The sequence below is a fragment of the Agarivorans albus genome (assembly GCF_019670105.1).
Taxonomy (GTDB): Bacteria; Pseudomonadota; Gammaproteobacteria; order Enterobacterales; family Celerinatantimonadaceae; genus Agarivorans; species Agarivorans albus.
On the sequence record NZ_AP023032.1, the window covers coordinates 3,538,044 to 3,562,835 of the forward strand.

The 24,792-nt window shown below is 44.7% G+C and carries 24 protein-coding genes; 15 read left to right on the plus strand and 9 right to left on the minus strand.

Translation table 11 applies throughout. The features are described from left to right. The first annotated feature begins 192 nt into the window (after positions 1–192). Positions 193–636 (plus strand): GNAT family N-acetyltransferase, encoded by a 444-nt coding sequence (locus K5620_RS16045; RefSeq protein WP_215426460.1) that lies wholly within the window; start codon positions 193–195, stop codon positions 634–636. On the opposite strand, the gene K5620_RS16050 is transcribed toward K5620_RS16045, so the two are convergent. The 3 genes from K5620_RS16050 to K5620_RS16060 all read right to left on the minus strand — a co-directional run bounded on the left by K5620_RS16050 (position 629) and on the right by K5620_RS16060 (position 4,515). After that, positions 629–3,292, minus strand: coding sequence for a family 14 glycosylhydrolase (locus tag K5620_RS16050; RefSeq protein ID WP_016402971.1), 2,664 nt, complete (start codon positions 3,290–3,292; stop codon positions 629–631). The two genes, K5620_RS16045 and K5620_RS16050, sit on opposite strands and share 8 nt — an antisense overlap. A 196-nt stretch (positions 3,293–3,488) precedes the next feature. Next, positions 3,489–3,959, minus strand: coding sequence for a methyltransferase family protein (locus tag K5620_RS16055; protein ID WP_040307453.1), 471 nt, complete (start codon positions 3,957–3,959; stop codon positions 3,489–3,491). A 13-nt stretch (positions 3,960–3,972) separates the two neighbouring features. Beyond that, complete coding sequence (locus K5620_RS16060) at positions 3,973–4,515, minus strand: hypothetical protein (RefSeq protein ID WP_016402974.1); 543 nt, start codon at positions 4,513–4,515, stop codon at positions 3,973–3,975. 1,055 nt (positions 4,516–5,570) lie between these two features. Here K5620_RS16060 and K5620_RS16065 point away from each other — a divergent pair. Further along, on the plus strand, positions 5,571–6,500 hold the full coding sequence (locus tag K5620_RS16065) for a pyridoxal-phosphate dependent enzyme (RefSeq protein WP_016402976.1): 930 nt from the start codon (positions 5,571–5,573) through the stop codon (positions 6,498–6,500). Here K5620_RS16065 and K5620_RS16070 read toward each other — a convergent pair. Together K5620_RS16070 and K5620_RS16075 are read right to left on the minus strand one after the other, a co-directional pair. Next, positions 6,497–7,252, minus strand: a complete 756-nt coding sequence (locus K5620_RS16070; protein ID WP_016402977.1) for a hypothetical protein — start codon at positions 7,250–7,252, stop codon at positions 6,497–6,499. The genes K5620_RS16065 and K5620_RS16070 overlap by 4 nt on opposite strands. Before the next feature lie 118 nt (positions 7,253–7,370). Next, the gene (locus K5620_RS16075; protein WP_215426461.1) at positions 7,371–8,087 is read right to left on the minus strand and encodes a substrate-binding periplasmic protein; all 717 of its coding nucleotides are present in this window, start codon (positions 8,085–8,087) and stop codon (positions 7,371–7,373) included. Positions 8,088–8,292: 205 nt separating this feature from the next. On the opposite strand from K5620_RS16075, the gene K5620_RS16080 reads away from it, so the two are divergent. Both K5620_RS16080 and K5620_RS16085 read left to right on the plus strand, forming a co-directional pair. Then, positions 8,293–9,327 (plus strand): hypothetical protein, encoded by a 1,035-nt coding sequence (locus K5620_RS16080; RefSeq protein ID WP_016402979.1) that lies wholly within the window; start codon positions 8,293–8,295, stop codon positions 9,325–9,327. Positions 9,328–9,560: 233 nt separating this feature from the next. Beyond that, a complete protein-coding gene (locus tag K5620_RS16085; protein ID WP_016402980.1) occupies positions 9,561–11,192 on the plus strand; it encodes a methyl-accepting chemotaxis protein in 1,632 nt (543 codons plus the stop codon). A gap of 153 nt (positions 11,193–11,345) precedes the next feature. On the opposite strand, the gene K5620_RS16090 is transcribed toward K5620_RS16085, so the two are convergent. Then, positions 11,346–12,293 carry a LysR family transcriptional regulator gene (locus tag K5620_RS16090; protein WP_016402981.1) on the minus strand — a complete coding sequence of 316 codons (948 nt, stop codon included), beginning with the start codon at positions 12,291–12,293 and terminating at the stop codon, positions 11,346–11,348. Positions 12,294–12,647: 354 nt separating this feature from the next. Here K5620_RS16090 and K5620_RS16095 point away from each other — a divergent pair, with 354 nt between their 5' ends. Both K5620_RS16095 and K5620_RS16100 read left to right on the plus strand, forming a co-directional pair. Beyond that, positions 12,648–13,772 carry an efflux RND transporter periplasmic adaptor subunit gene (locus K5620_RS16095; protein ID WP_016402983.1) on the plus strand — a complete coding sequence of 375 codons (1,125 nt, stop codon included), beginning with the start codon at positions 12,648–12,650 and terminating at the stop codon, positions 13,770–13,772. Next, positions 13,769–16,870: an efflux RND transporter permease subunit gene (locus K5620_RS16100; protein ID WP_016402984.1), complete on the plus strand. Its 3,102-nt coding sequence runs from the start codon at positions 13,769–13,771 to the stop codon at positions 16,868–16,870. Before K5620_RS16095 ends, K5620_RS16100 begins: the two co-directional genes overlap by 4 nt. Positions 16,871–16,903: 33 nt before the next feature. Here K5620_RS16100 and K5620_RS16105 read toward each other — a convergent pair whose 3' ends face one another. Beyond that, a complete protein-coding gene (locus K5620_RS16105; RefSeq protein ID WP_016402985.1) occupies positions 16,904–17,221 on the minus strand; it encodes a heavy metal-binding domain-containing protein in 318 nt (105 codons plus the stop codon). A 496-nt stretch (positions 17,222–17,717) separates the two neighbouring features. On the opposite strand from K5620_RS16105, the gene K5620_RS16110 reads away from it, so the two are divergent. The 4 genes from K5620_RS16110 (at position 17,718) to K5620_RS16125 (ending at position 19,353) form a co-directional block, all read left to right on the plus strand. Next, positions 17,718–17,924 (plus strand): hypothetical protein, encoded by a 207-nt coding sequence (locus K5620_RS16110; RefSeq protein ID WP_040307454.1) that lies wholly within the window; start codon positions 17,718–17,720, stop codon positions 17,922–17,924. Positions 17,925–18,107: 183 nt separating this feature from the next. Beyond that, entirely contained in the window at positions 18,108–18,392 is a 285-nt protein-coding gene (locus K5620_RS16115; RefSeq protein WP_016402987.1) for a hypothetical protein, read from the plus strand. A 27-nt stretch (positions 18,393–18,419) separates the two neighbouring features. Further along, positions 18,420–18,899: a hypothetical protein gene (locus K5620_RS16120; protein WP_040307455.1), complete on the plus strand. Its 480-nt coding sequence runs from the start codon at positions 18,420–18,422 to the stop codon at positions 18,897–18,899. Between the two features lie 265 nt (positions 18,900–19,164). Continuing rightward, the gene (locus tag K5620_RS16125; RefSeq protein ID WP_016402989.1) at positions 19,165–19,353 is read left to right on the plus strand and encodes a hypothetical protein; all 189 of its coding nucleotides are present in this window, start codon (positions 19,165–19,167) and stop codon (positions 19,351–19,353) included. A gap of 259 nt (positions 19,354–19,612) precedes the next feature. Here K5620_RS16125 and K5620_RS16130 read toward each other — a convergent pair whose 3' ends face one another. Then, positions 19,613–20,125: a pyridoxamine 5'-phosphate oxidase family protein gene (locus tag K5620_RS16130; RefSeq protein WP_016402990.1), complete on the minus strand. Its 513-nt coding sequence runs from the start codon at positions 20,123–20,125 to the stop codon at positions 19,613–19,615. Next, positions 20,125–20,640 (minus strand): heme utilization cystosolic carrier protein HutX, encoded by a 516-nt coding sequence (gene hutX / locus K5620_RS16135; protein WP_016402991.1) that lies wholly within the window; start codon positions 20,638–20,640, stop codon positions 20,125–20,127. The genes K5620_RS16130 and hutX overlap by 1 nt, the downstream gene beginning before the upstream one ends. Positions 20,641–20,820: 180 nt before the next feature. Here hutX and K5620_RS16140 point away from each other — a divergent pair, with 180 nt between their 5' ends. From K5620_RS16140 to K5620_RS16160, 5 genes are all read left to right on the plus strand, one after another. Continuing rightward, positions 20,821–21,648, plus strand: a complete 828-nt coding sequence (locus K5620_RS16140) for an energy transducer TonB (RefSeq protein ID WP_051147649.1) — start codon at positions 20,821–20,823, stop codon at positions 21,646–21,648. 4 nt (positions 21,649–21,652) lie between these two features. Beyond that, a complete protein-coding gene (locus K5620_RS16145) occupies positions 21,653–22,390 on the plus strand; it encodes a MotA/TolQ/ExbB proton channel family protein (protein ID WP_016402993.1) in 738 nt (245 codons plus the stop codon). Next, on the plus strand, positions 22,387–22,809 hold the full coding sequence (locus tag K5620_RS16150; RefSeq protein ID WP_016402994.1) for an ExbD/TolR family protein: 423 nt from the start codon (positions 22,387–22,389) through the stop codon (positions 22,807–22,809). Before K5620_RS16145 ends, K5620_RS16150 begins: the two co-directional genes overlap by 4 nt. Next, a complete protein-coding gene (locus K5620_RS16155; protein WP_016402995.1) occupies positions 22,802–23,656 on the plus strand; it encodes a heme/hemin ABC transporter substrate-binding protein in 855 nt (284 codons plus the stop codon). Before K5620_RS16150 ends, K5620_RS16155 begins: the two co-directional genes overlap by 8 nt. Positions 23,657–23,718: 62 nt before the next feature. Continuing rightward, entirely contained in the window at positions 23,719–24,786 is a 1,068-nt protein-coding gene (locus K5620_RS16160; RefSeq protein WP_016402996.1) for a FecCD family ABC transporter permease, read from the plus strand. Positions 24,787–24,792: the final 6 nt, after the last annotated feature.

Consider the following 24,792-nt stretch of genomic DNA (forward strand, 5'->3'; position numbering starts at 1 on the left):
ACTTAAATCCATTTAAAATGTAAGGGAAATATCATTTGTTTTTAACCTATATGCAGCATTTGTTAGTAAGACTAGCACTAATTATGTCTATGTATTGATTAAATTTTTGACAAAACAATGATAGAAATTTGCCATGAAAATCCTAACAACGAACAAAGCAAACAACTGTTAAAAGCCCAAGCCGATTCCTTAATGAAATTAACTGGAAACAGCGCGGTTGAATGTTTTAATGAAAGCGAGTTCTTAGCTGAAGATGCAGTATTTCTATTAGTTAAACGTAAGGGTGTAGCCCTCGCCTGCGGTGGTTTTAGGTATCTACAACCAGGTATTTGTGAAATGAAGCGAATCTACTCGCATCAGGCTGGATTGGGTAAAGTTATTTTGCAAGCTCTAGAACAGTACGCAGTAACTCTGGGTTATCAACAAATATATTTAGCCACCCGTAACTCAAACACTCAAGCCATCCAGTTTTACGCCAAACACGGCTACCGAGCTATCTCGCCTTTTGGTGTTTATAGTCACCATCCTCATTACTTAAGTTTGGCTAAATCACTCGCCAATGCTGAGCAGACACTAGGCATAAAAAAGCGCAGCTTAGTCACTGCGCTTAATCAATATTACTCACCTATCAGCTAATGCGGTTGATCAGCTTTCTTAGCTCACGCATTGGCGTTGGCTCATCATCAAAGAAGTTTTGCATTCTTAACAAGGTTAAACCATCGTAGCCAGGTGCGCGCGTTAGCGCCCGCGCCATTTGCTTCCAACCCTGCTCGCCATATAACTCACCGGCAAGGGCATTTTCACCCATCAGTGATACTTGGCACTCGTCTGCAGCATCGGCCATCCAGTCCACTAAATCAGCTGCGCGAGAATAACCTTCATAGTCTTTGTTTATCATTTCTAAACAAGTGAAATGAATCGCGGCACGCGCTTGCTTGCCTTCTGGCAATAAGGCTTTAAGCAAACCTAAGTACTCTTGCTGGTTATTGCTGCTTAAGGTTGGATGCACTGCAATTAAGCCAGCGGTAATCTCGGCTGCACGTGGCAACTCGGGATCGCTTACAACCCAGTGAATCCCCGGAATTTTAATGCCAATAGGCACTTGGCCAAATGAATCATCGTCAAACACACTCAGTGCATTTTCAAAAATGCGTCGACCATGAGCAACCAAGGCTTTGTGATACCAGGTTAAAAACTCCCGCGCCCACGCATTATGGATGTAGCGCTTGTGGCTAAATAACCAATCTGCATCTGGAATTTCGGCTTGCTCAAAGCTTTCCCAAGTAAAACCAAAACTGCCATTAAGCGCTGCAATACTGTGGTACTTCTCTTTTAAATAACGTAACCAGTCTTGTTTTGCTAAGCGGCTGTAACACTGCAAGGTACCGCGGTTAGGGTAATTACCCCAGTCGTGGGCGTTGTAGCTTGGATAACGTAGCTCTCCTGCAGGGCCAAGGCTTACGTTGATTTCATCCATCAAGCCAGCTTGGTTAATGTAATGCTGTTTAAAGGCTTCCATAAAGCGCTGGTAATAAGGCATCACAAACTCATCGGCCCATAACGATACATACTCCATAGAAGCATCGCCGGTTTCCGATACATATTGCAGATCTTGCACCGAGTTAAGTTGATCGTTGCTTTCCAGTAAACGGCCCCACAACCATAGGGGAATGGCTTGCATAAAGTCATCGTTCACATTGCCGCCCGCCTGGTGGAACGACAAAATAGGTACCCATTGCAAACCTAAACGTTTAAGCAGGCTTACTACGCGGTCGTAGTAACTCCAATCAAACTTGCCTGGTTTGTCTCCTTCCACCAAGCCCCACCAAATATCGGTAGAAATGGCGGTAACACCAATACTACGAAGCTGGCGTAATTGCGCCTCAAACTGTTTCCAGTTTTCTTCATCCAGCAGTTGTTTCTGGTTGGCCACTTTAAGATGCAAAGGCCCCATTACTCGGAACTGCTTTTTACCCAATTGCTTAGTTTCGGCAATTTGATACTTAAACTTATTAAGTTGCGACAAACGCCCTTTAACGATGGCCTGCTCATTTAACTGAGACATATCGTTAAAGATCCAGCCTTCAAACCCGCTACCGTGTAATACCGAATGGTAAAGCTGATCCCAGCCTGGATGGCTAGCCAACGCCTGTGGCTGAGAGTTTTGTACCAAGGCCGGTATTTTTAGCTTACGCATTGCTGTAAGTAAGGCTTGGTTAACGCGAGTTGCATGGCTTGATTCAGCGCCGCTGGCCACAATCAACAAACGACCGGCAGCTTGCACATGCCAATACTCTAGCTGAGCGATTTGATAATCAAGCAATTGGGGGCGGTCTAGCCACGGCTGCGGATTAATCCCGGTTAAACACCCTAACCAAGGATGATCGCTTGCGGTAAGCTCTGGCATAGGAATGTTTAAACACAACTGGCTGTGTGACCATGCATCCGTAAACTGCTGCTCAGCGACTGCCAACACATTACCCACATAAGCTTGCCAATTACTGGCATACCATGCATTAAACTCTTTAAAACAGGTATTACTTGTTTTGTTCTTGTAACAACGGCTTAGCGTTTCGGCCAATTGTTCTTGCCAAGGTGTATCGCCATTTAACTCCCACAAACTCAACCAAGCTTGTTGCGAGCCATATTGCTGTTGCATGTCTTCGGCTAAAGCAGCCAAGGCAGTTGGGCTAAAGCTTTGATAGATAGGTTGACCATCACGCTCCCCCCAAGGAATACATGCCTCACCATTAGGCCCTAAGCCCAGCAGCAAGGCATCACAACGTGGCGCAAACTCAGCCATGTGCTGAGCAAAGCAGCCCATCCAGTGGCTAAACATTTCCACCAAACCAGCCTCAGCCCATAAACTTGGGCTTTGGGTATTGTCGCGACCATATTGGTTCACGTACTTAATCGCATCGGCGGTTTGAGTTTTGGGTAATGCCGCCAGCATAGAGCCCCAAAACCAATCAGGAAGACGTTGTTCAGTGCCTTGCTGAGTATCGGAAGAAAAGAACAACTGGTATTGCAGCTTAAAGCCATGCGACACCAAATGCGCAGACAAGCGCTTAAGGGACGCCCAGCACTCTGCCTGATCTAATTGCTCGGCACTAAACGGTGCTATGTAGCGCCAATGCACTGGCACTACCAAAGCATCTACACCATTTTGGCGTAAATTACGAAGTTGTGGAGATAAGCTCTGAAGCTGAGCTTGATTACATGAAGCGGCATACTCAGCCAATGGTAAAGAACCCTTTACCCAAGCTTTGCGTGCTGAAATTGGATTAGCCATGTTTAGCTTACTCTAAAAAAACTGTGCTAGTTATCCCTAGTCCGCGTCTTAACAGCAAGGCTGCAAAGCTTTTCAGCTGAACAAAAGGAGATCGAGATCACATTACATATTGGCTGTAGTGTAGCCTAAGTGCTTAATTTACCAAATTGATCTGGCTTAAAAGTCACTCCGTAAAGTTAAAAAACCTGCACTTTTGCTAAAGCCAACGTCGAACATTGCGGCAATATTGCAGGTATTGTTCATTAAATTGCTGCGTAAGTAGCTTTTCTTCAGGCTTTATTTGTAAACGATTGATAAGCAGCACAAATACTACGCAGCTTAATAAGCTTAAACCCGCCTGCAAATGCAAACACCAGGCCGTTAACAGTAGCAGCAAACTTAAATACATTGGATTACGGCTATAACGATAAAGCCCTTCCACAACTAAATGCTTACTGCGTTCCGGGTGATGAGGATTGATAGTTGTGTGTTTTCTAGCAAAACCAATCAGGCTAGTTACTGCGATAAATGCCGCCAAAAACACCAAAGGCCACTGCAGCTTTACCAAGCCCAATGGCAGTATTAGCCAACTCCACTGTGTACTTAAGTGCGCCAAGCCGTAAGCTATAGCTACACATAACAATAGCCAAAGGGGAGGAGGAACCAACAGTTCTAAGCGTTTAAGCACTAAGCCTCTCTAATTAGTTATCGGCGTTATCGGATTTTTCCACTTGCTGATAAATATAGTGCCCTCGGCCAGTAATTGCAGTATGAAATAGATTCTGGAAAGGAAACAAGCGCTTTTTAAGGTAATAAGTAAAACCGGCAAACATTGCACTTAAGGCTACATTAATCAGCCCTTCTAGCTGAAAAATATAAGGCAAGCTTTGATAGATCGAATAACCTGAAAACACCATCAGCAACAAATAGCCATTGGCAGCATTTTTGTAAATCATAAAGATAATTAACAAGGGAACTAAGGCCGGCATCAGTAAGGCCATTAACAACTGGGCACTCACTTGTTCTGCAGCCATAAGGCCAAACACCAATTTACTCAGCACCATAAACTGCAATACCGCCAACAAAAACGCTTTCTGCTTAGAATATTGCTGCAAAGTGCCGGGCTCGGGTATAGACGCCAAGGCTTTAGTCACCTTTCGCAAATTCCACTGCTGCTGCTCTGCATGTTCGTAGACTTGTTGTTTGTTTAGCCCTTGAGCTAGTAATTGATCAACTTGTTTCATTGCACCTCCGTAAAGGCTCACTTTACCTTAGTAAGCAAATTAGCGACATCTTCAGGCGCACAAATAGCAATTAGCATAAGCAACAAAACAGATCAGATAATCAGCCAAAGATCCTTAGTATGAATTACCTACAGCTAAGCAAAATTTAGCGCTTTACTCTTGATTATCGCCAAACTTATTCACATAAGCGCAAGTTATTAACATTTAATCGTTCTACGCAACCAAATCATCTAGAAAATCGAAAAGCCTTAGATTGAGAAAAAACACAATATGCTATTGAGTTACGACCGTTTTACAGTGCTTGTCTCTTAAACAAGCTGCTGTGATATCGATCAGCTTGCTTACGCTAACAGCATAAAAGTGACAATTATTGAACATTCCTGCGAAAAAACGCACTTAGACTAGTACAGCACTATCAGTAGCTTAGCTTACATATTTGCGATATAGGTCAATATAGGCTTAGTTTTTTAGCCATTACATTCTTAAAACAAGGCTCATGAAACGTTCTATTTTTGTATTTATTTTAACTAACAGAAAAATGTCAACGCCACGAAACAAAGAAGCAGTAAAAAAGAATTTTTTACTAATTTTAGGTGACATTATTGACGCTAAAAGCCGATCCGCTGCAAGCCACTAACTTCACTGGATAGAGAATTTTATCCACAGCTTTGTGCACTGTTTCTGTGGGAAAAGCTGTTTGGATTATTCTGCTTATTTCAGTGAAATATATTGCGCTAACGGATATAGGCAGTTGTTACTCTCATTGACAAGTAAAAAATCAACTAAGGCTTCTATTTTTATTTGTTAACTAAGTCTTGTCATCCACATAAATCTAATCTCCCGCGCCAACGCTGGGCTGCGCGTAAGATCTCAAGAGGATCGCAAAAAATTATGATAGATCTTTTTGCTCATTATTCTTTGTCACCAAATTTTCACAATTGAATGAAATAATAAGCAGTCGCCCAAGTTGTTGGCGCACAATCATTAAATTGCTTTGCCACTGAATCAAGTCAACGTAAACTAATCACCACAGACTCATCACATTTGGTTGCCTGTTGTTTAAACCATCTCCGGTACAGTTGGTACATTTTCAGCGTAAGAAAATCTACGTAAAGCGAGATGATTTGCTGCACCCGCAGTTTTCTGGCAACAAAGCACGTAAGTTCTACCACTTATTAAATCACCCGCAACCGGGCGTAAGCACACTAGTAGGAAGTGGATCTGCGCAAGCTAACTCGCTGTATTCTTTAGCTGCATTAGCACAACTTAAGCAATGGAAATGCGAGTTCTACGTTGACCATATCCCCAGCTGGCTAAAACAAAATCCTTGTGGCAACTATCAAGCAGCGCTAGAGCTAGGCGCACGGATCATTGAGGTAAGTAGTTTACATCGTCAGCAGCAGGCTAACTTAGACAGCTTTATGCAAACCATTGTTAAGCCAAGCTTATCGCCGCAACAACTATTTGTCCCTGAAGGTGGTCGCTGTGAATATGCACGCGAAGGGGTGGTTACACTAGCGGAAGAAATTGAACAGTGGCAGCATCAAAACCAAATTGGCCGTTTAAACATAATGCTGCCAGCCGGCACCGGCACCACGGCCTTATTTTTGAGTGAATACTTTAGCCAAATGAATCCCTGCATAAAAGTGTATAGCTGCGCCTGTGTAGGAGATGAAGACTACCTAAGCCTGCAATTTACCCAACTTAATAGTAATACCGCCACTCACCCAATTATTCTACCGCGTACCAAGAAGTATCACTTTGGTAAGTTATATCGCGAACACTACCAAACTTGGCTAGCGCTTAAGCAGCAAACCAAGCTTGAGTTTGAGCTTCTCTACGACCCTATTGGCTGGCAATGTTTAATGCGCTTTCTTGAAGAACAAACGGATGAAACCCCAACCTTATATATTCACCAAGGTGGTTTATTGGGTAATCAAAGCATGCTGCCACGCTACAAACGTAAATACCCCGATTTAACTTAACGCCAATCTAGCCAATAACTATAAGGAAACTCTTCAGACAAACTCACTGTTTCTTGATAGTGAGGACTAGGGCTATTTAAGCATTCGGTGCCATGAAATTCAGGCTCGGCCCAGCCGGTATTTTCGTCTAAATATTCGCGGCTATAACCCCAGCGGCCACAAGACAAAATGGTGTCGTAGCTTTGGTCTCGTTGGCACACTACGCAGGTTTCAAACTCCACCATTATATCTTGCCCCTCTTTACCCAAAGCATCAGAGACAAACGGCGTATCGTATATCGCCAAGGTCGAAGCCCTGGAAGGAGGCTCACTCCAAGGTTTATCACTGGTATCGGCAGGCGTTTGATGCACCCCACTGCCATGTTCCAGAGGAGGAGCGTCATAAAAAGGCTCAACAAAGCTTGCTGGCGCATCAATTTGAGCCCTGCGTTCATCGCCTAATAAACGTCGATTGGTGGTGCGAATTTGCAACATGCGATATTGGTTACACTGGGCTTGGTTGGCTAACTCTAACTCGCCTAAGCGATTGGCAAATAGGTGGATTTCTAGCCCGACACCAGTGGCGTTATCTCGCGGAATATAGGACGCTTGCTGGCGACTGCTGTGATACCAAGCTTCAGAAAAGACCAATACGCCTAGTGTTTGCTGTTGGTAGGTAACTGGACACACTTTACCCACCCATAACTCTTCAGCGACTAAAGCTGAACTTAAGCTGCAATAGCTCAGTGTTATCCATAAGCAAGCTCGCGTCATAAGCCATCCCCGCTATCACTATCATGCAAATGTCATTTAAGTGTAGTCGCTATGCCACAAGCTAAAAGTAAGGGGCGGGTTTTAAATCGATGCAAGCACTAGAATATAGGGCTTAGTGCTAGCGTTCTTGAATCGCTTTAGGTAGGTAACTCTCTACAATATCTTGAATTTCGCCACTCTCGAGAAGCTGTTGTACGCTCAGTTCAATGTCTTGCAAAATTTGCTCAGCATTGTCGGTATTCGGGGCGATAGAAATAGTGATGTATGATTTCGTAGACGTTAAATAAGCAGGCTGAGCAAGCTCTATTTGCATCTCTTGTGCTAGATTCGAAATGATCCCAAGATTACCCGCAAAGCCATCTATTCTCCCTGCTTCTAACAGCTTAAGCGCCTGTGAGTATGTTTGCGCCGACAATATAGTCACTTGTCCCTGCTCTGCTGCATCATACAACCTTAACCCATAAACCTTGCTAGCCCCTCTTAACGAGGCCACCCTTTTACCCTCAAAGTTATCCCAGGTAAATGGCTTATCCGCAAGGCTAACCACTGCCGTTTGAAAACTGGCTACAGCAATTGGCTGGTGAATCGATTGGTCAAACTTTTTGTTAGGAAACAAGCAAGAAATAACCACTCCTTGTTCGTTATGCAGCAGCTCATTTACAATTCGTGGATAAGGAACCACATTCACTTCGACATCATCTAACTTTAAGCGCTGAGCAACCAGTTTAAGTATATCGACATAATAGCCTTTCGGCTCACCGCTTTCTTTAAAACCAGCAGGTTTAGAATTCAAGGCATAAAAACGATAGAACTCGCCTGAATGCTTTGCGCTCAAACAGCTGCTACAGCTAAAAATAATTATGGCTATCATAAACTTAAGTGCCATAGGCTAATTATGTCCGTCACATTTGGGATAAGTAAGTAAAGCGACAGCAAGGCTTATCTGTCAAGTTAGCCTAGGGTAGATATTTTTGACAAATGACTTAGTTTTCCTCAGAAAACAATGGCAAGCTGATGAAATCTCGTAATAGGACTCACTAATGACTCAAATTACCCCGTGTAAATTACAACAAGCCGTTGACGCTAATATCATCAGCCAGCAACAAGCAGAAAACTTGCTCAGCTTCTTAGAGTTGCCATCAAGCACTACGGCTCAATTCAACTTTAGTCATTTACTTTATTACTTTGGTGGATTAATCGCCATTGGCGCTATGACCCTGTTTATGAACTTAGCGTGGGAAGGTTTTGGAGGCTGGGGCATCGTTAGCATTAGCCTAGTATATGCGGTGTTGGCATTACTTCTTTGTCAACGTTTTAAACGGCAAGGCCATATTATTCCTGCCGGCTTATCTGCCACTTTTGTTATTTGCCTTACACCTTTGGCGGTATATGGCTTGCAACAAGCGATGGGTTGGTGGCCTAGCTCTAGCCAATATCACGACTATCACCGCTATGTTCAATGGCATTGGCTATATATGGAAATCGCCACCCTAATTGTTGGTTTAATTCTATGCTGGCGCTACCGTTATCCATTTATGTTAATGCCGTTGGCCGTTACCCTTTGGTATATGAGCATGGACATCGCCGCCATGTTAGCTGGTGAACGACCCGATTTTCACTTGCGAAGTTTAGTTTCACTATATTTTGGTTTAGCCATGATTTTGCTGGCCTTTTGGGTTGATCTACGCAGTCGTCACAGCGCCGATTTCGCGTTTTGGTTATATATCTTTGGCGTACTCACATTTTGGTGTGGCCTAAGCTTTCAACAATCCAATAGTGAGTGGGCAAAGTTTTTGTACTTTCTCACTAACCTAGCCATGATGCTGGCTGGGGTTATTCTGGCCCGCCGCGTATTTGTAGTTTTTGCTGCCATGGGCTGCTTTTACTATTTTTACCACCTTGCCGATCAAGTATTTAAAGACAGTTGGCTATTTCCAATTTCGCTAACGCTGATTGGATTAGCGATGGTCTACCTAGGTATTCTCTGGCAGAAGCATCAAGACACAATTAGCCAGCGATTACGCGGGTATTTACCCTTGACTATGCAAGAACTGCTGACCAATAAAAAGCATTAAGCGCTTTACGGAGGATTGCTTAGCTAAACATCCTACTAACCCCTAGTCATTATGTATGACCTACTAGCGAGAAAAAGATAGAGATTTTTAAGCTCTCACTCAAAAACTAAAAATAATTAACATTTATACAAAATTAGCATTGCTTGCCTACAATTAAGGATTATAACTAAGCTTATATCGCTTTGTTTTATATAAGTTAATTATCAGTAAGTTGTTTAATACGGACGGTAACGATGAATGTTAAGAGCTTGAGATTTAAGTATTCGGTAATTTTTGCAGTCAATGCAATGTTATTGATTTTGGTATCGCTGATTGGTTTCAATGTTGGTAAAAGTACCTATAGCAGTTTACTCACCGTAGAAGAAAACATCTTACCCGCTCTGGCTGCGGTACTAAATGCCGATCGAGACCTTTACCAAGCCAGAGTGGCCGAACTAGAAGCACTAGAAGCTCCAAGCTCAGCGCTAGCCGGCTTAATGGATGATTACCAGGAAAATGCTGAGCAAGCGCATCAACGCATGCAAAAATTTAAAGAACTGTTAAGCGACTACCCCGAAGCCACCCAAAGCTTACAAAGCTTTGAACAAAGATTTAATCAATGGAAAAAACCGAGTACCGAAGTATTTGCCTTGGTTAAAAGCGGCAAAAGAAAACAAGCCATTGAGTTAAGTGCAAACCAAAGTGTGCAAAGTTTTGAAAGCCTGCGAGAGCTCTACGATATCGCGACTGAAGCCGCCGAAAAACTGGCCGATGATATTGAGCAGGAGTCTTCTGCCGACGTGACCAGTCAACTCAGTATGCTCGCAGTTGTGGCGAGCATTGCTGTAGTGCTGTCTATTTTGTTGGCTTACTTTGGACCTAAAATTCTAGTTGATTCAATTACTCGCATTACCGCCCGAATTAATGACATTTCTCAAGGCGATGGCGACTTAACTCAACGCCTAGAAGTACAACGTAATGATGAAATAGGCGAGCTAGCCACCAGCTTTAACCAATTTGTAGATTTGCTAGAAGGCTTAATTGGCAATGTAAACAAATTCTCGGCGGAGCTTAACCAGTCTATCGCTGGCATTGCACAGAAATCAGAGCAAACAACCGAAGTAAGTAAAGAGCAAAACCAATCGGTAGAAATGATTGCCACAGCGGTGACACAAATGGCAGCAGCCATTAGAGAAGTGGCCAATAATGCCAACCACGCTGCCGAAGAAATCAACACAGTGAATAGCCAAACCGAGCAAGGACAAAACGTTACCAAAGAATCGGTGGAACACATTAGTTTACTCTCAAACACTGTTCAAGAAGCCGCCAATGTAGTAGAGAACTTATCGCAAGACTCCGACCGCATCGCCTCAGTATTAGATGTTATTCGCGGGATTGCCGAGCAAACTAACTTACTCGCCTTAAACGCCGCCATTGAAGCAGCCCGCGCTGGCGAACAAGGCCGCGGATTTGCCGTGGTAGCCGATGAAGTAAGAAGCCTTGCTAGTAAAACGCAACAATCTACCGAAGATATTCAAAAAATGATTGAAGCGCTACAAAGCGGCGTAACCCAAGCAGTAGATGCTATTAATAAAGGCTCCACAGTTGCCGAAGGCACCGTTGATTTAGCCGGACAAACCTTAGAAGCGCTTAATCAGATCTTAGAGTCTACCTCTAAGGTGAGCGAGGTTTCGGTCTCAACCGCCACCTCAACCGAAGAGCAAAGCCATGTAACCGAAGACATTGACCGCAACCTTACAGAGCTAGCCGATAAAACCCGCATTAACTTGGAAAACTCTAGTGACTCTTTAGCTGCAGCACAATTAGCAATAGAGAAAGCGGAACAATTAAACCAACAACTTAGTCGCTTTAAAGTATCGGTTTAGTTAAATAAGTAACCGGCGTTATCTATCAAAGAGTAAGCAACAATGCTTGCTCTTTTTTATTGCTATCTAACCTAATCTTGGGATAAGTAAGTGACCATAACTCTGCAGGCCAGTACTTAATCTAGCTTCATGTTTCTGGTGAGATAGTTTGGCTTATTTATATAGCTGTTGGTAGTTGGGTAAGTGCTCAAGCCAAAATGGTGGAGTACCAATATATTGCTGTACAGCACCTATAAACTCTTTCACTAACACCGTTTGCTTGCGATGTGGATACACCGCATAAATGCCAGTATCCATGGTAGAAATTTGGTAGTTGGTAAGCAGTGGCACTAAGCCAAGCTGCTCTGCTGAACACTCAAGATTAAACAAGTCAATCATGCTGTAGCCTAAACCATCACACACCGCGCCCATTAAGGCTCGTACATCACTCACTTTATAATTGCCACGCATGCGATAGCTTTGGTTGGGTTCACCATGTGGGGTTTCACCCAGCTTGATATGATCGAGCACCCGCTCGCCATTGCTATACACAACCGCGGGTAACGCCAATAATTGTTCTGGTGTTTCGGGCATACCTTGCTGCTTAACAAAGCTTTTAGAAGCAACCAAAGCAAAGTGAGTATTCGCTAACTTTTTTGCAATCAAGTTAGACGCATTTAACTTACCAATGCGAAATGCTAAATCATAATGGTCGGCAATTATGTCTGAGCGGCGATCTTCCAATACCATGCTAATTTTTACCTGTGGGTATTGCTTCATAAACTGCGAGACCACGGGTTGTAAGTATTGCTGGCCAAAAAATATTGGCGCGACAATTCTTAAGGTGCCCTTAGGCTCCAGTTGGTAAGAGTCAGCAATAATCTGAATGTCGCCCAAGGTATCTAACAACTGCAAGGCTTTATCGAAAATCTCTTCACCAGCTGGAGTTAAGGCAAAGGAACGGGTAGAGCGATTAAGTAGCTGCACGCCAAGTTCAGTTTCTAGCTTTTTAATCTGCTTAGAGAGCAAAGAATTATCCATATTGTGCAAGGCAGCAGCTTTAACAAATGAGCCTTGTTGCACAACATCAACAAACAAAGACAATTGCTTGGTATTCGACATTCCCTCTCCTTAACACAAAACTTTGACTAAACCGCTCATCCACTTGCAAGTACTCACTTACAAGTACTTACTCAAACAAACAGGCGCTTTCCAACATACCCTATTTGGCCTATTTACCCTAGAGCAACAACTCAGCTAGGCCGCACAATGGCGCAAACACACACCGCTGTACTTGCACAGAAACAACCTTTGAACAATTCCATCCAGATGCCTTTGTCAGTGTATGTCAATTCCAAAAATACAAAATCGCCAGTAAGTCGCGACAGTACTTACCGCGAGCAATTTTATACTTTGTGCATTGTAAATCATTAAGCGATTAAGCCCCGTTTCAACAATAGATGCCAAGGAGCTTTTGTGAAAAAACTGGCGATTAAACCCATCTTAATGGCGATAGGCTTATTAGTACTTTCGTTAGCCACCATTGTAATTTTAGAGCCGCAAGCAATAGAAGATGCGCCCGCGAAGGTCGATTATCTGCCTCTTAGCGCGTTAGTGGTAAGCCCCACTAATTATCAGCCCAAACTGTTATTAAGCGGCATTAGCAAAGCCCGTTGGTTTAACCAACTTAAAGCCCAAAGCAGTGGCCAAATTATTAACTTTGATGAGCAGTTAACCCCCGGCAGTTTAGTCTCTAAACAACAACTTTTGCTTAAAGTCGATCCCATTCATTTGCAAGCCGAACTTAGCGCTGCCTTAAGCCAAATAAAGCTAGCCGAACTTAACTACCAGCGAGAAAAGCACGAACAAACCGTAGCGCTTAGTATGTTGTCTAGTACAGCCAGTTCGGCCTTTGCTCGACGTGAACCTCAATTGGCGGCAGCCAAAGCAGAGCTGGCCCAAGCCAAAGGCAGCTACCAAAGTATTCAGCAACGCCTGCACGATAGCCAAGTAGACGCGCCGTTTAACGCCATCATCATTAATAGCTACGTTAGCCCTAAGCAGCAATTAGATGTGGGCGATCCGCTGTTTGATATAGCCTCAAGCGAAAGCATCGACATTACCTTGCCAGTGTCAGAGCTGCACTGGTCACGGATTCAAGCCAGTTTAGCCGAGCCACAAATTACCGTTATCGACCGCCAAAATAAAACTTGGCCCGCCAGCGTGCGTTATATTGCGCCACAAGTAGACACCACCACTCGCCAACGGCAAGTGGTGTTAAGTGTGGCTAAGCCCTATCAAAGCAAACCTCGGCTATTGCCCGAGCAGCAAGTAAACATTCAAGTCAGTTTAAGTGTGCAATCTGAGGTGGCCAAACTACCAATGAGCGCATTAACCAAAGATGGCGAAGTATGGACCATCGACAGCAAACAACAATTACAGCTTGAGCAAGTAACTATTTTGGATGAGAACGAAAGCACAGTATGGCTAAAGTTTGTCAATCAGCCGGAGCAAACTCGCAGCGTAGTCGTTTATCCCTTGCCCTCATTACTACCGGGGTTACGCGTTAAGCCAAACCTTGTGCAGGAGAGCCAATTATGAGACAGCTAAGCCATTGGTTTTTGCATAATAGCGTCGCGGCAAACCTCCTTATGCTGGCAATTATTGTGGCGGGTATGCTCTCGCTAAACCATTTAAGGGTTGAGTCCTTTCCGCAAATTGCGCCGTCGAGTTTGGTTATTAGTGTTGCCTATCCCGGTGGAACCGCCGAACAAATTGACCAAAGCGTTACCCAGCGTATCGAACAAGCCATTGGTGATTTAACTGGTATTAAACAAATAGTGAGCGAATCTTCAGCCGGTTTTTCTCAAGTAAGAGTACGCAAAACCTCTGGTACCGATTTAAACCGTTTAATAGAAGATGTTCGCAATCGGGTAAATGCCATTGCTAACTTTCCAGTACAGGCAGAAAGCCCGCAAATAAGCCGTGATGAATACACCAACCTTGCGGCATTTGTGATTATCTCCGCCCCTCGGCCCGACCAACAATTTCAGCCGATTGCTCGCCAAGTAGAGCTAGCCCTGAAGAAGCACCCCAAAATAGCCAAAGTTAGCAATTGGGGGGCGCGTATGCCCCTAATTGTTATTGAGCCAAAATTAGAGCAGCTTAAAAACTACCGGCTGAGCTTAGAAGAACTGTCGGCACGCATTGAACAAATGTCGATAGAAACCCGCAGCGGTGAACTAAAAAGCGCCCGCGGCCGCATGGTGTTGCGCGGCGATGGCTACGCCGACAACCTGCAAGAGCTCAAGCAGCTAGGCATTTTATCTAGCCCAACCGGCAGCGTAACACTGGGTGATTTAGCCCATGTTTATCGCGATTACGAAGCCAGCGGTTCAATTGTGCGTAATAACGGCGAGTCTGCCATTGCCCTACTCATTAGCACCAGCCAACAAGACAACTTACTCGAAGTAAGCCAAGCGGTTAAACAAGTACTTGGCCAACAAGCAGAGCGTTTACCTAATGATGTAAGCCTATCCACCATGGCCGACATGGCGCCCTATATTGAGGACCAACTCAGCCGATTAGCCGACAACGCCTGGCAAGGTTTGCTGATTGTGTTAATTCTGCTGGGCATATTCTTAGAGCTAAAAGTGGCAGTTTGGGTAGCCATGGGCATTCCAGTTGCTATCGCAGGTACCTTTGCCGCCATGGGTTTTATGAATTACAGCATTAACGACATCACCCTATTCGGCATTATTTTGGTATTAGGAATTTTAGTCGACGACGCCGTAGTGGTGGGCGAAAGCATTCACGAACAACGCAGTAAAAGTAAGCAAGCACTAAAGGCTACCTGGCGCGGCTTAGAGTCGGTCTCTGTTGCTACGGTATTTGGCGCACTTACCACCATTGCTGCATTTTCGCCGATGTTATGGATAGATAACGAGCTAGCCAAATTACTCGCTAGTTTTTCAGCGGTAGTTGTTTTTGCCCTGATCTTTTCCCTAATCGAAAGTAAATTGATTTTGCCGGCCCATTTAGCGGCAATTCGCTACCCCTCAACAGCCAATAAGCAATCGGCATCGTGGTTTCGCCGAGTACAACAGCTGGCTCAAGCTGGGCTCAATCGCTTTAGCCAAAAAATCTATAGCCCCATATTGAGCAAAGCCATTGATAACAAAACCGCTACCCTTATTAGCTTTTTTGCCTTAGTGCTTTTAGCTTACGGCTTTTGGTCTACAGGGCTTATTCGTAGTGCTATTTTCCCAGAAATTCCCGGCCGTTATATAAGTGCCAACGTAAGTTTGGAAGACGGCGCTCCACTGCCTCTACAACAAAAAACCTTGTTTAAGTTAGAACAAAGCGCGCTGCAACTAAACCAGCAAGTTCAAGAGCAATATCAGTTACAGCAACAGCCCATTAGCAACCTACTCATTTGGTCAGACGGTTACGGCTCGATAGAAGCCACCTTAGAAATTAGTAATGAAGCGCTTAGCAACTTGCCAAACAACTTATTACTTAATCAGTGGCGCGAACTGAACGGCAGCATAGAAGGCGCTTACTCCAGTGAGTTTACCGCCGACGATGAACCAGCGGGCGGCACCAGCCTAGCCATTAGCGCAGAAGATCGCCAACTTGCAGTATTAGCCGCTACCACACTAAGCGAACACGTTAGTCGCCTAGCTGGCGCGCAAGATGTGCGCCACGATGCACGTGGCGGTAGCCAGCAATTGCGTATAGAGCTAAACGACTTTGGCCGCCAGCTAGGCTTAACTCAACGACAACTAGCACTGTTTGCTGGCGGCGCCTTTGGCGAGCGCGAAATCCACCGTTTGTTGCAACAAGGCCAAGAAACCAAAGTTATCGTGCGTTATAACCACAGCCAAAAAACCACTACTCAACAGCTTCTCGCCACGCCGATTTTTTTAGAAAACGGCGAATCATTAATGCTGGGCGACGTGGCTAAGCTGCGTTTTGAGCAACACGCAGAAGTGCTCTATCGACGCAATCAAGAGCAAGTGGTTAACCTGTACTGGCGCCAAGACCGCGGCGTTCAATCACCCGAAGAGGTGCTAGCCAAGCTACAACCTATTATCAAAGACATTGAACAACGCTACCCAGGGGTAAGCATAAACCCCGATGGCGAGTTTGAAGAACTAGGCGAGGTACAAGCAGGTTTTAAATCGGCCATGATCATGACCCTGCTGTTAATCTACATTTTGTTGGCGGTGCCTTTAAAGTCTTATTGGCAGCCGCTCATCATTATGGCGGTTATCCCTTTTGGTTTTGCTGGCGCCATATTTGGCCACGGCATCATGGACTTACCCTTAAGCATTTTGTCGATGTTTGGCATGATGGCCATGACCGGTATCGTGATTAACGATTCACTGGTGCTAATTACCCGCTTCAACCAATATTACCGCGCTGGCATGCCCTTAAAACAAGCATTAATTAAAGCCGGCACTAGCCGCTTACGCGCAATATTTTTAACCACCATCACCACCGTGTGTGGCCTGCTCCCTTTATTGTTAGAAAGCGCCGAACAAGCGCAATACCTAAAACCAGCCGCAGTATCTTTAGTGTTTGGCGAGCTGTTTGCCACAGGCGTTACCTTGGTGATTATTCCTACTTTGCTGGGGGTATTTACTCGCCGCGATGTAGCCAGACTCCCGACAAAAGTGGCAGTGTTTAACTCGTAAATAAAAAACCAGTAAAGGCCAAGCCCTCGGCCTTTATTGGCTTAACTTAACGGCAGTGCCAAACACCATAATTTCTGAAGAACCGTCCATAATTGCACTGGTAGTAAAACGGATCCCCACCACAGCGTCAGCACCTTTGTTTTTGGCACTCTCAACCATGCGTTGAATCGCCACGTCACGTGCTTCGCTTAGCATCTCGGTGTAACCACGGATCTCGCCGCCCACAATGCTTTTAAAGCCCGCCATAATATCGCGCCCAATGTGTTTAGACTGCACCACACTGCCAGTCACCACACCTAATACTTCGCGAGTAGGTTTTCCGGCTATTGATTCTGTAGTAGTAAAGATCATCTTGATTCCTTAGGTGGAGTGACTTGGTTTGTACTTTGGCATGATAGCTTAAAAGCAAAATTGGCCATACTTTCATGCGAGTTACTCTTTGATTGGCTGACAAAGCTATACTGCCGGAAAGGCTTGCTATATGTGTTGGCATCCATCAGTAGTAACGTAGAAGTGGATCTCTGATACCTAACTCGCTTTAACCCCAATAGTGATACTGCTTCCTCATAACTACCCTTAATAAACCCATGTACCTTTCGTTTTTCTAGTCGTGTGAACAAAGCACTGTGGTTATACACATGTAAATTGTGATTCCTTCTTTCCACAAAGGCTTGCATGCTTTTGTGCTGATATTTTTGTTATTTTTCGAGCTAGGTCGCTGATTTAGCTTAGAAAATGTGATCGTCTGAGTTTTATCAAATGTATGATATAAGGAAAAATTCCTTGTTTAAACAAGGAATTTTTCCTATTAATAAGCTTTTAGAAGGCAGAAAAGACTGAGGCGTAAGTGACAAAGAGACTTGAGCTGGTATCAGGTAGCAAAAAACTAGTTATCGAACACGATTTACCCGAGGTCGGGTGCTACTTGTATGTTTATGAAGGTGGCTGTTGTATCCACGACTCATTGCAAGACACCGAAGAACTTGCGAAAGAAGAAGCCCATGAGAAGTGGGGTGTTGAAGAAAGCGAATGGCCCAATGAACCTACTCGCTAAAGCACACGTTTTCGCAGGGCATTATTTGGTTCTTCTGGTGATGCGCAAACACCTGGTTGTGCTGCCATCTAACAAGCAAATCAACCGAGCACTCGTCGCTGCGCTCCTCGCGGGGACAAGTGCCACGACACGGCGGAGCCGCTGCACTTGCCCGTTATTTGGGCGTTATACGTCAGGATCGAAATGGAACAATCAATTACACTAAATATCCCTCAAAATTTAACCGACGAACAATGGGAAAAAATTTCTGAAGTTTATCGAAGTATGGATGGGTGGCTAGAAGGCCTGAACTTTCCATATTGGTATGGTTCAGAAGGTGAAGAAAAATTTATTTCGGTTTCATTTGAACCAAGTGGTTTTCTTTTTACTGGTAATGTAAGTCATGATTTTTGGGTAGGTTGGATGACACAAATTTGTGCGAAACTTTCCTTGGCTTTAGGTCAAGAAGTATATGATGCAACAATGTAAAGACGTATAACAAAGCTAATCAAAGATATGAATGAAATTTATAAATGTCCTAAGTGTTCTGATGATCTTGGTATGTCGGGAGGTAAATATTGCTGTTGGAATTCTGACTGTGATTTTTGTTCTTACCGCCCTTGGATTAGTCCTCCTGAAAAAATTGAAGAGTTTGATATTTCTAAAGATCTCGAAAATATTATTGGTGAGTGCCTAAGCGCATCAGGCTATGGACCTTTCTTTGTAGATGAAGGAGCTAAAGATAACCCATATTGGGAATATGAGACTTTGTTGGGTTTTCCACCAGAGGAGGTTCAGAAAATATCTAAACAGTGGCCAAACGTAAATATCTCAGATGTGCATGTTTCTGAGCTTATTAGTTTTTGTTTTTGTAATTTAATTAACTACCCGCACAGGTGCGAGAAATACTGGTCAGAGTATTTATCAGTGAGTCGAGAGCAATTAATCGAGTTTGCCACTTTCTGGAGAAAATCTAAATATGTGCAAAGCACCTAACAGGCAATTAAAACGGAACTAAAATAGTGGGTTAGATTTCGCTTTGCTACACACTAGAACCCACAATTTTAGTCCGCTTATTGCGGCGTTAAGTGTTTATATGTCCTGTAGCTGCAGCAATCTTTCAAGCACTTGTTACGCTGAACCAAGTGAGCTGGAGTTCGTCAGGAATTTCGAGCTTATAGAGGTAGATGCTAAGGAATGGCGGCAACTCTATATCTGTAAATTCTGCAAGCAGATATGGTCTGTTGAGCATGAGGAAATAATGAACAAGCTTCCTCGTCGAGCATTCAAGCTAAAAGATACAGAAGAATTCTTAACTCATGATTACCAAGAGGCAATAGAGGCGTTAAAAATTCGTGAGAAAGGTGGTTTATCAGATAAAGAGTGCTTACAAAAAGGCTGCTCAAATAAGGCATTATTAAACTGTTATCTATGTGCAAAACACTATTGAAATCACCTAACAAGCGGCGGCAGCCTCGGCCCTACGGGCCTGGACTCACAAAGCTACGCTTTGTTCGCCGCTGCGCCGGGCGTTAATACTAAGTATGTCTAGCTTGGGTGACTCAAACATCAAGGCATAAAAAAAGCTGCACCAATACTAGTGCAGCTACAGTCTAATAAGACCCAAGGTTTCAGCTTTCGCTGAGTGTGGAGAGAGTACTTACGTACAAGGGCAGCTAAGCCCCAACGGGTGTAAAACCCACGGGCAATTAAGCCCGCTTTTTATGCCCTTCCTTCAAGTGCACAAAATCGACATCGTCTAGGCCTTTAATATCAAAGGCTTGACCAAATCCTTTTACATAACGTCCTTTAATCGGTTCTAAAGCAAACAGGCTAAAGTCGGCTAGTTGGCGTAAGTTGCCAACAATTTCGCCGTGGCGTTGTTCGAGTAAATCAATCACTTTTTCGCGCGGTTCGTCGTCTACTTGCTTGGCAACAACGTCGTAACTTAGGCGTTTACGGGCATAAATTTGCTTAGTATCGGCTTCGTCGTCAATTAACATTACAGCGGCTTTGTTGTGAGCGCGCAAGTAATCGGCATGCTTGGAAATATCGCTAATTAAAATGTAAAACGCCCCTTGGTAACAAATAAATGGCGAGTACGAGCTATGTGGGAATTCATCTTCCCCCAGCGAGGCAATCAAAATACTCTGCTTGCTAGCTACAAACTCTGCTATTTCGGGCCCTAGGCGCGATGCCAAGCGTGCTTTTTTATCAATCATTACTGTTGGTTCTCTAGTTCCGTTAGTGCCATGTTTTGCTTTAGCAATTCAAAGCGTTCTACTTGTTCTGGCAACAATACGCGTTTGCGATCTCGCCCTAAATAAATCTTAAATATAGTGCTGCCATTATCATCAAAGAACTGAAAACAGTAACTTTGGGTGCCGCGCAAGGGCTTACTAATTAAGGCAATGCTAGCAATGTTGTCTAACTTTAAATGGCCATGTAAATGGCTTTGCTTATCCATTAAATTGTAATAACCGTGGCCTGGTTTACCACAAGGAAAGTTATCTTTTATTTCAAATACTGAACCAGCCACTTGAATGATGGTGGTCATTGGTCCCCAACTTGGGAGGTCGTACATTAGCCATTGCAGCTGCTCGTTAGGTAACCAACAGGCCCATTCTTCCGGCAGAAGTTGTACAATTTCTGCTTCGCTGCATTGCGCTTTTTCTGCCAATTGAGCCACACTTAATTCGCTGTGCTGCTCTACTACTTCGGCTGGCGTTAAGGCCATTTAACTCTCCTATCTTGCTTGCTATTAGCGGCTTGTTTGGACAATAGGCCAAACTGCTTAACTGTTTGCCACCTTAACCTAGCAACAAACCAAATGCAAATCATTATCATTTGTATTTACTTATTTTTTATTTGCCAGTATCCTAGGCCCAATGTCGAGTTAATGGTGTAAGGGTAAAAGATGGGGAAGCTTAGTTTGGCCGTGCTAATTTCAGCGGCTATACATGGCTACTTTATGTATATGCAGCCCAACATCAAAGAGATGACACAAAGCAGTGGCGGCCAAACGGCAGCGCCAAGTTTAAGTGTTGTGGCTATAAATACCTCGGTGGTGGCAGCAGAACAAGCTGAAGCACCTTTAGAAAAGGCCCTGCCCGCTGAGACTCCGCCACCAGTTAAGCCCTTATCAAAACCAGAGCCGGCAAGCCCAAAGGCGCTAACAAACACGCCTACACCTCGCCCAGTTGAGCAAAAAACAGCGGAAGTAAAACCTGTAGTAAAGGACACACCGAGTGAAAAACAGCCCCCTAAACCTAGAGAGCAAAATCAACTTGCCCAGCATAAACCGCCGCAGCCGGAGCAAGTTAAAAAGACGCCTACAGAACCCCTTAAACCCGCAGCAAAGCCTGATCCTAAGCGCGAGCCTGTTGAAGAGTTAGACACCGCTCAAGCAAGTGCTAGCCAAGTTAATAGTCAGGCGCAAACCGAGCAAGGTTTGTCTAAATTGCCGCGCATTAATACCCAGCCTCGCTTTGCTCAACCACCTACTGCGCCAGTGTATCCACGGGTGGCTAAAAAACGCGGTTTAGAAGGCACAGTAATGGTAGAAGTTTGGTTAGACCCAACAGGTCGACAAACTAAACGTGAAATAAACAGTAGTTCGGGCGTAAAAAGCTTGGACAAAGCGGCATTAAAGGCGGTGAAGCGCTGGCAGTTTAAGGGCCTGATTGTAGATGGCCAAGCTCAAGCTTCGCGCGCGCTTATCCCTATTCGTTTCAATTTGAGTTAAGTTTATGCAAATAATATCTTCTGAACAGCTTGGTGCGCTAAGCAACATTTTAACGTCGGAGCAATTGGGCGACTTACGCTGGCCAATTGTACTTTGCTCGGTATTGGCCTGCGCCATCATCATTGAGCGCATCGCCAGTTTAGCCTTTACTCACATTGCTATTCACCAACGCAACTGGCTTAAACTTGCCACCCATTTACTTACCAGTAAAAAAGCCCCCTGCAAAAATCAAAAGCAGTGCTTTTCGCAATCTCGCAGTTTGGCGCGCAAAGCCATTTGCTTGTTATTAGTACATAAAGATCAAGCTAAGAACCTACGTGAAGAAATCGCCGCAGTATGGCTACGCCAACAGCAGCAAAAACTGGCTAGAGGTTTAAAAGCCTTACACATACTGGCCTTAATTAGCCCTTTGTTGGGCTTGCTAGGCACGGTACTCGGCTTAATAGAAATGTTTGATGCGCTGGCAGTAAGCGAGCAAGCCGTTAACCCCGCCATGTTATCGCAAGGTTTAGGCACGGCCATGTATACCACTGCCGCAGGCCTATTAGTTACAGTGCCAGCACTGGCTTTTGCTCATGGCTTAAGCCTTTGGAAAGACCGGATTATTCATGAGTTAGAAACCACTATTAATCAAGCAAATCTAATGATTGAAGGGGTGAACACTCTCGCCGATGATGCTCGCACCTTGGCGGCATTTCAGCCTGAAGCGAAGACTAAAGAGTTAGAGCACGCGCCAGCATGATCCGCATCGAACAACAGCATAATAGTTTTAGCATGGTGCCCGACTTAACCGCCCTACTCGATATTATTTTTATTGTATTGGTGTTTTTGCTACTCACCGCTAATAGCCGGGTTTACCAAATGGATATGGATTTACCCAGCACCAGCCAAGAGCAAAGCAGCGTAGCCAGTGAACCTGCCGAGCTGCAGCTTAGTTTGTTTCAAGATAACCCTATTTGGGGCTTGGATGAGCAGCGTTATCAAACGTTTGCCGACTTTGAACAAGCCATAAAACAACAAACTAGTCAGCAAAGCGATCCCAGCGTGAGCTTAGCTAGCGAGCGCCAAGTGCCCGTTGAACACCTATTAAAAATGTTAGAGCTGTTGCAACAGCTAGATATTAAAACCACCCAAATACTCATGGATAAGAACAATGATTAAGCGCCATCTCTCCCCGCTGTTTTCTGCCTGTTTAGGGCTAAGCCTTATTGCCAGCACAGCGCTGCAAGCTGAACCACTAAAACGCGTAGTAAGCGCTGGCGCTAACATCACTGAAATCATAATTGCCTTAGATGCCGAGCAACAGATTGTTGCGGTAGATTCTACCAGCCAGTTACCCAGTAACCTTTCGCTGCCTGTAGTGGGCTACCATCGCCAACTTAGCGCCGAAGGTTTGTTAGCTCTTGCGCCCGACGCAGTAATTGGCAGTGATGAAATGGGCCCCGACAGCAGCCTTAATCAGCTGCAGCAAGCTGGCGTGCAGATCCACCGATTAAATAGCCAATCTACAGTTGCCAGCCTTGAACAGCGTATTGATGCCCTAGCCAAACTACTGGGTCACCCAGCCAAAGCCACGGAGTTGCATCAAAAGCTAAAACAACAGCTAACTCAGCTAGACGAATATTCACAATCGGCCAAGCCAATGAATACTCTGTTTTTTATGAGCCACGATGCGAAAAAACTACTCACAGCGGGCAGCGATACAACTGCCAATAGCATTATGGAGCTAGCAGGTGCGGTAAACCTGGCCAAACCACATTTAAACAGCTATAAGCCGCTATCAGATGAAGCGATACTTTCTATGCAACCAGAGCTCTTGCTGTTTAGCCAACGCAGCTTAGATAAATTAGGTGGTGTACAAGGTGTGTTAAGCAGTTTTCCGGTATTAGCTGCGACCCCTGCTGGAAAAACCAAGGCAATTTATGCGATTGATGGACATGCACTTATTGGTGGCTTAGGCTTGGCAAGCATAGATGAAGCGGTGCGCCTAAGCCAACGCTTGCAGTAAATCGTTAACCCCTTACTGGCGAAGGCTCAAGCCTTCGCCATTGTAATTACTAGGTTGTATTAATGTCTCTATTTTCTCAGCATTCGGCTAACCCCAATGCATTGTTTTCAGGATGGCTGCTGCCCGTGGCTCTGCTGGTATTGTTAGCCACCGCGCTGTTGTCTGTCACCCAAGGGCCAATGAGTATTCCGGTGAGTGATGCCTTAAGTGCCTTGCTGCCCTTTAACTTTGAAAGCGACGCACCGGCGCATTATCAATTGGTGGTTACCGGTATTCGTTTACCCCGCACCTTATTATGTATTGCGGTTGGCGCAATATTGGCAATGTGTGGCGCGGTAATGCAAGGGCTATTTCGCAACCCGCTGGCCGACCCCGGCATTATTGGTGTGTCTAGCGGTAGTGCAGCTGGTGCAGCCATTGCGATTGTATTGCTGGGCTTGGTGAACTGGCAACTGCCTGAATTTATTAGCGCTTTAGCGGTGCCACTGTTCGCCTTTATTGGCGGCTTTGTAACAACGGTATTGGTATATCGTTTAGGCACCACACCTAACGGTACTTCGGTAGTAATGATGCTATTAGCCGGTATTGCTGTTGGCGCATTATCTGGCGCGGGCATTGGCTTACTAAGCTATTTAGCCAATGACCAAATGCTACGTGATTTAAGCTTGTGGCAAATGGGGTCGTTAGCTGGCGCCACCTGGAGCAACATAGTATTAGCCTTTGTCACTTTAGCTATTTTGCTAGTGGTATTTATGCGCAAAGCCCAAGCCTTAAATGCTTTGCTGTTAGGCGAAGCCGAAGCTGGCCACTTGGGTATTCAAGTTCAAAAGCTTAAAAGCCAATTAATTTTCTTTACTGCGCTTGGCGTAGGCATAGCGGTATCGGTATCTGGTCTAATTGGTTTTGTAGGCTTGGTAGTTCCGCACTTAATTCGCATGCTGCTAGGGCCTAATCATCAACGCTTAATTCCTTATAGCGCATTATTGGGCGCAGCCTTATTGTTACTGGCTGATTTGCTTTCTCGCTTAGTGATAAGCCCTGCCGAGCTGCCTGTTGGCATTGTTACAGCCTTGGTTGGCGCACCGTTTTTCATCTTCTTGCTGTTACAACAGCGCCAGCGAATTGCTTAGGGTTTC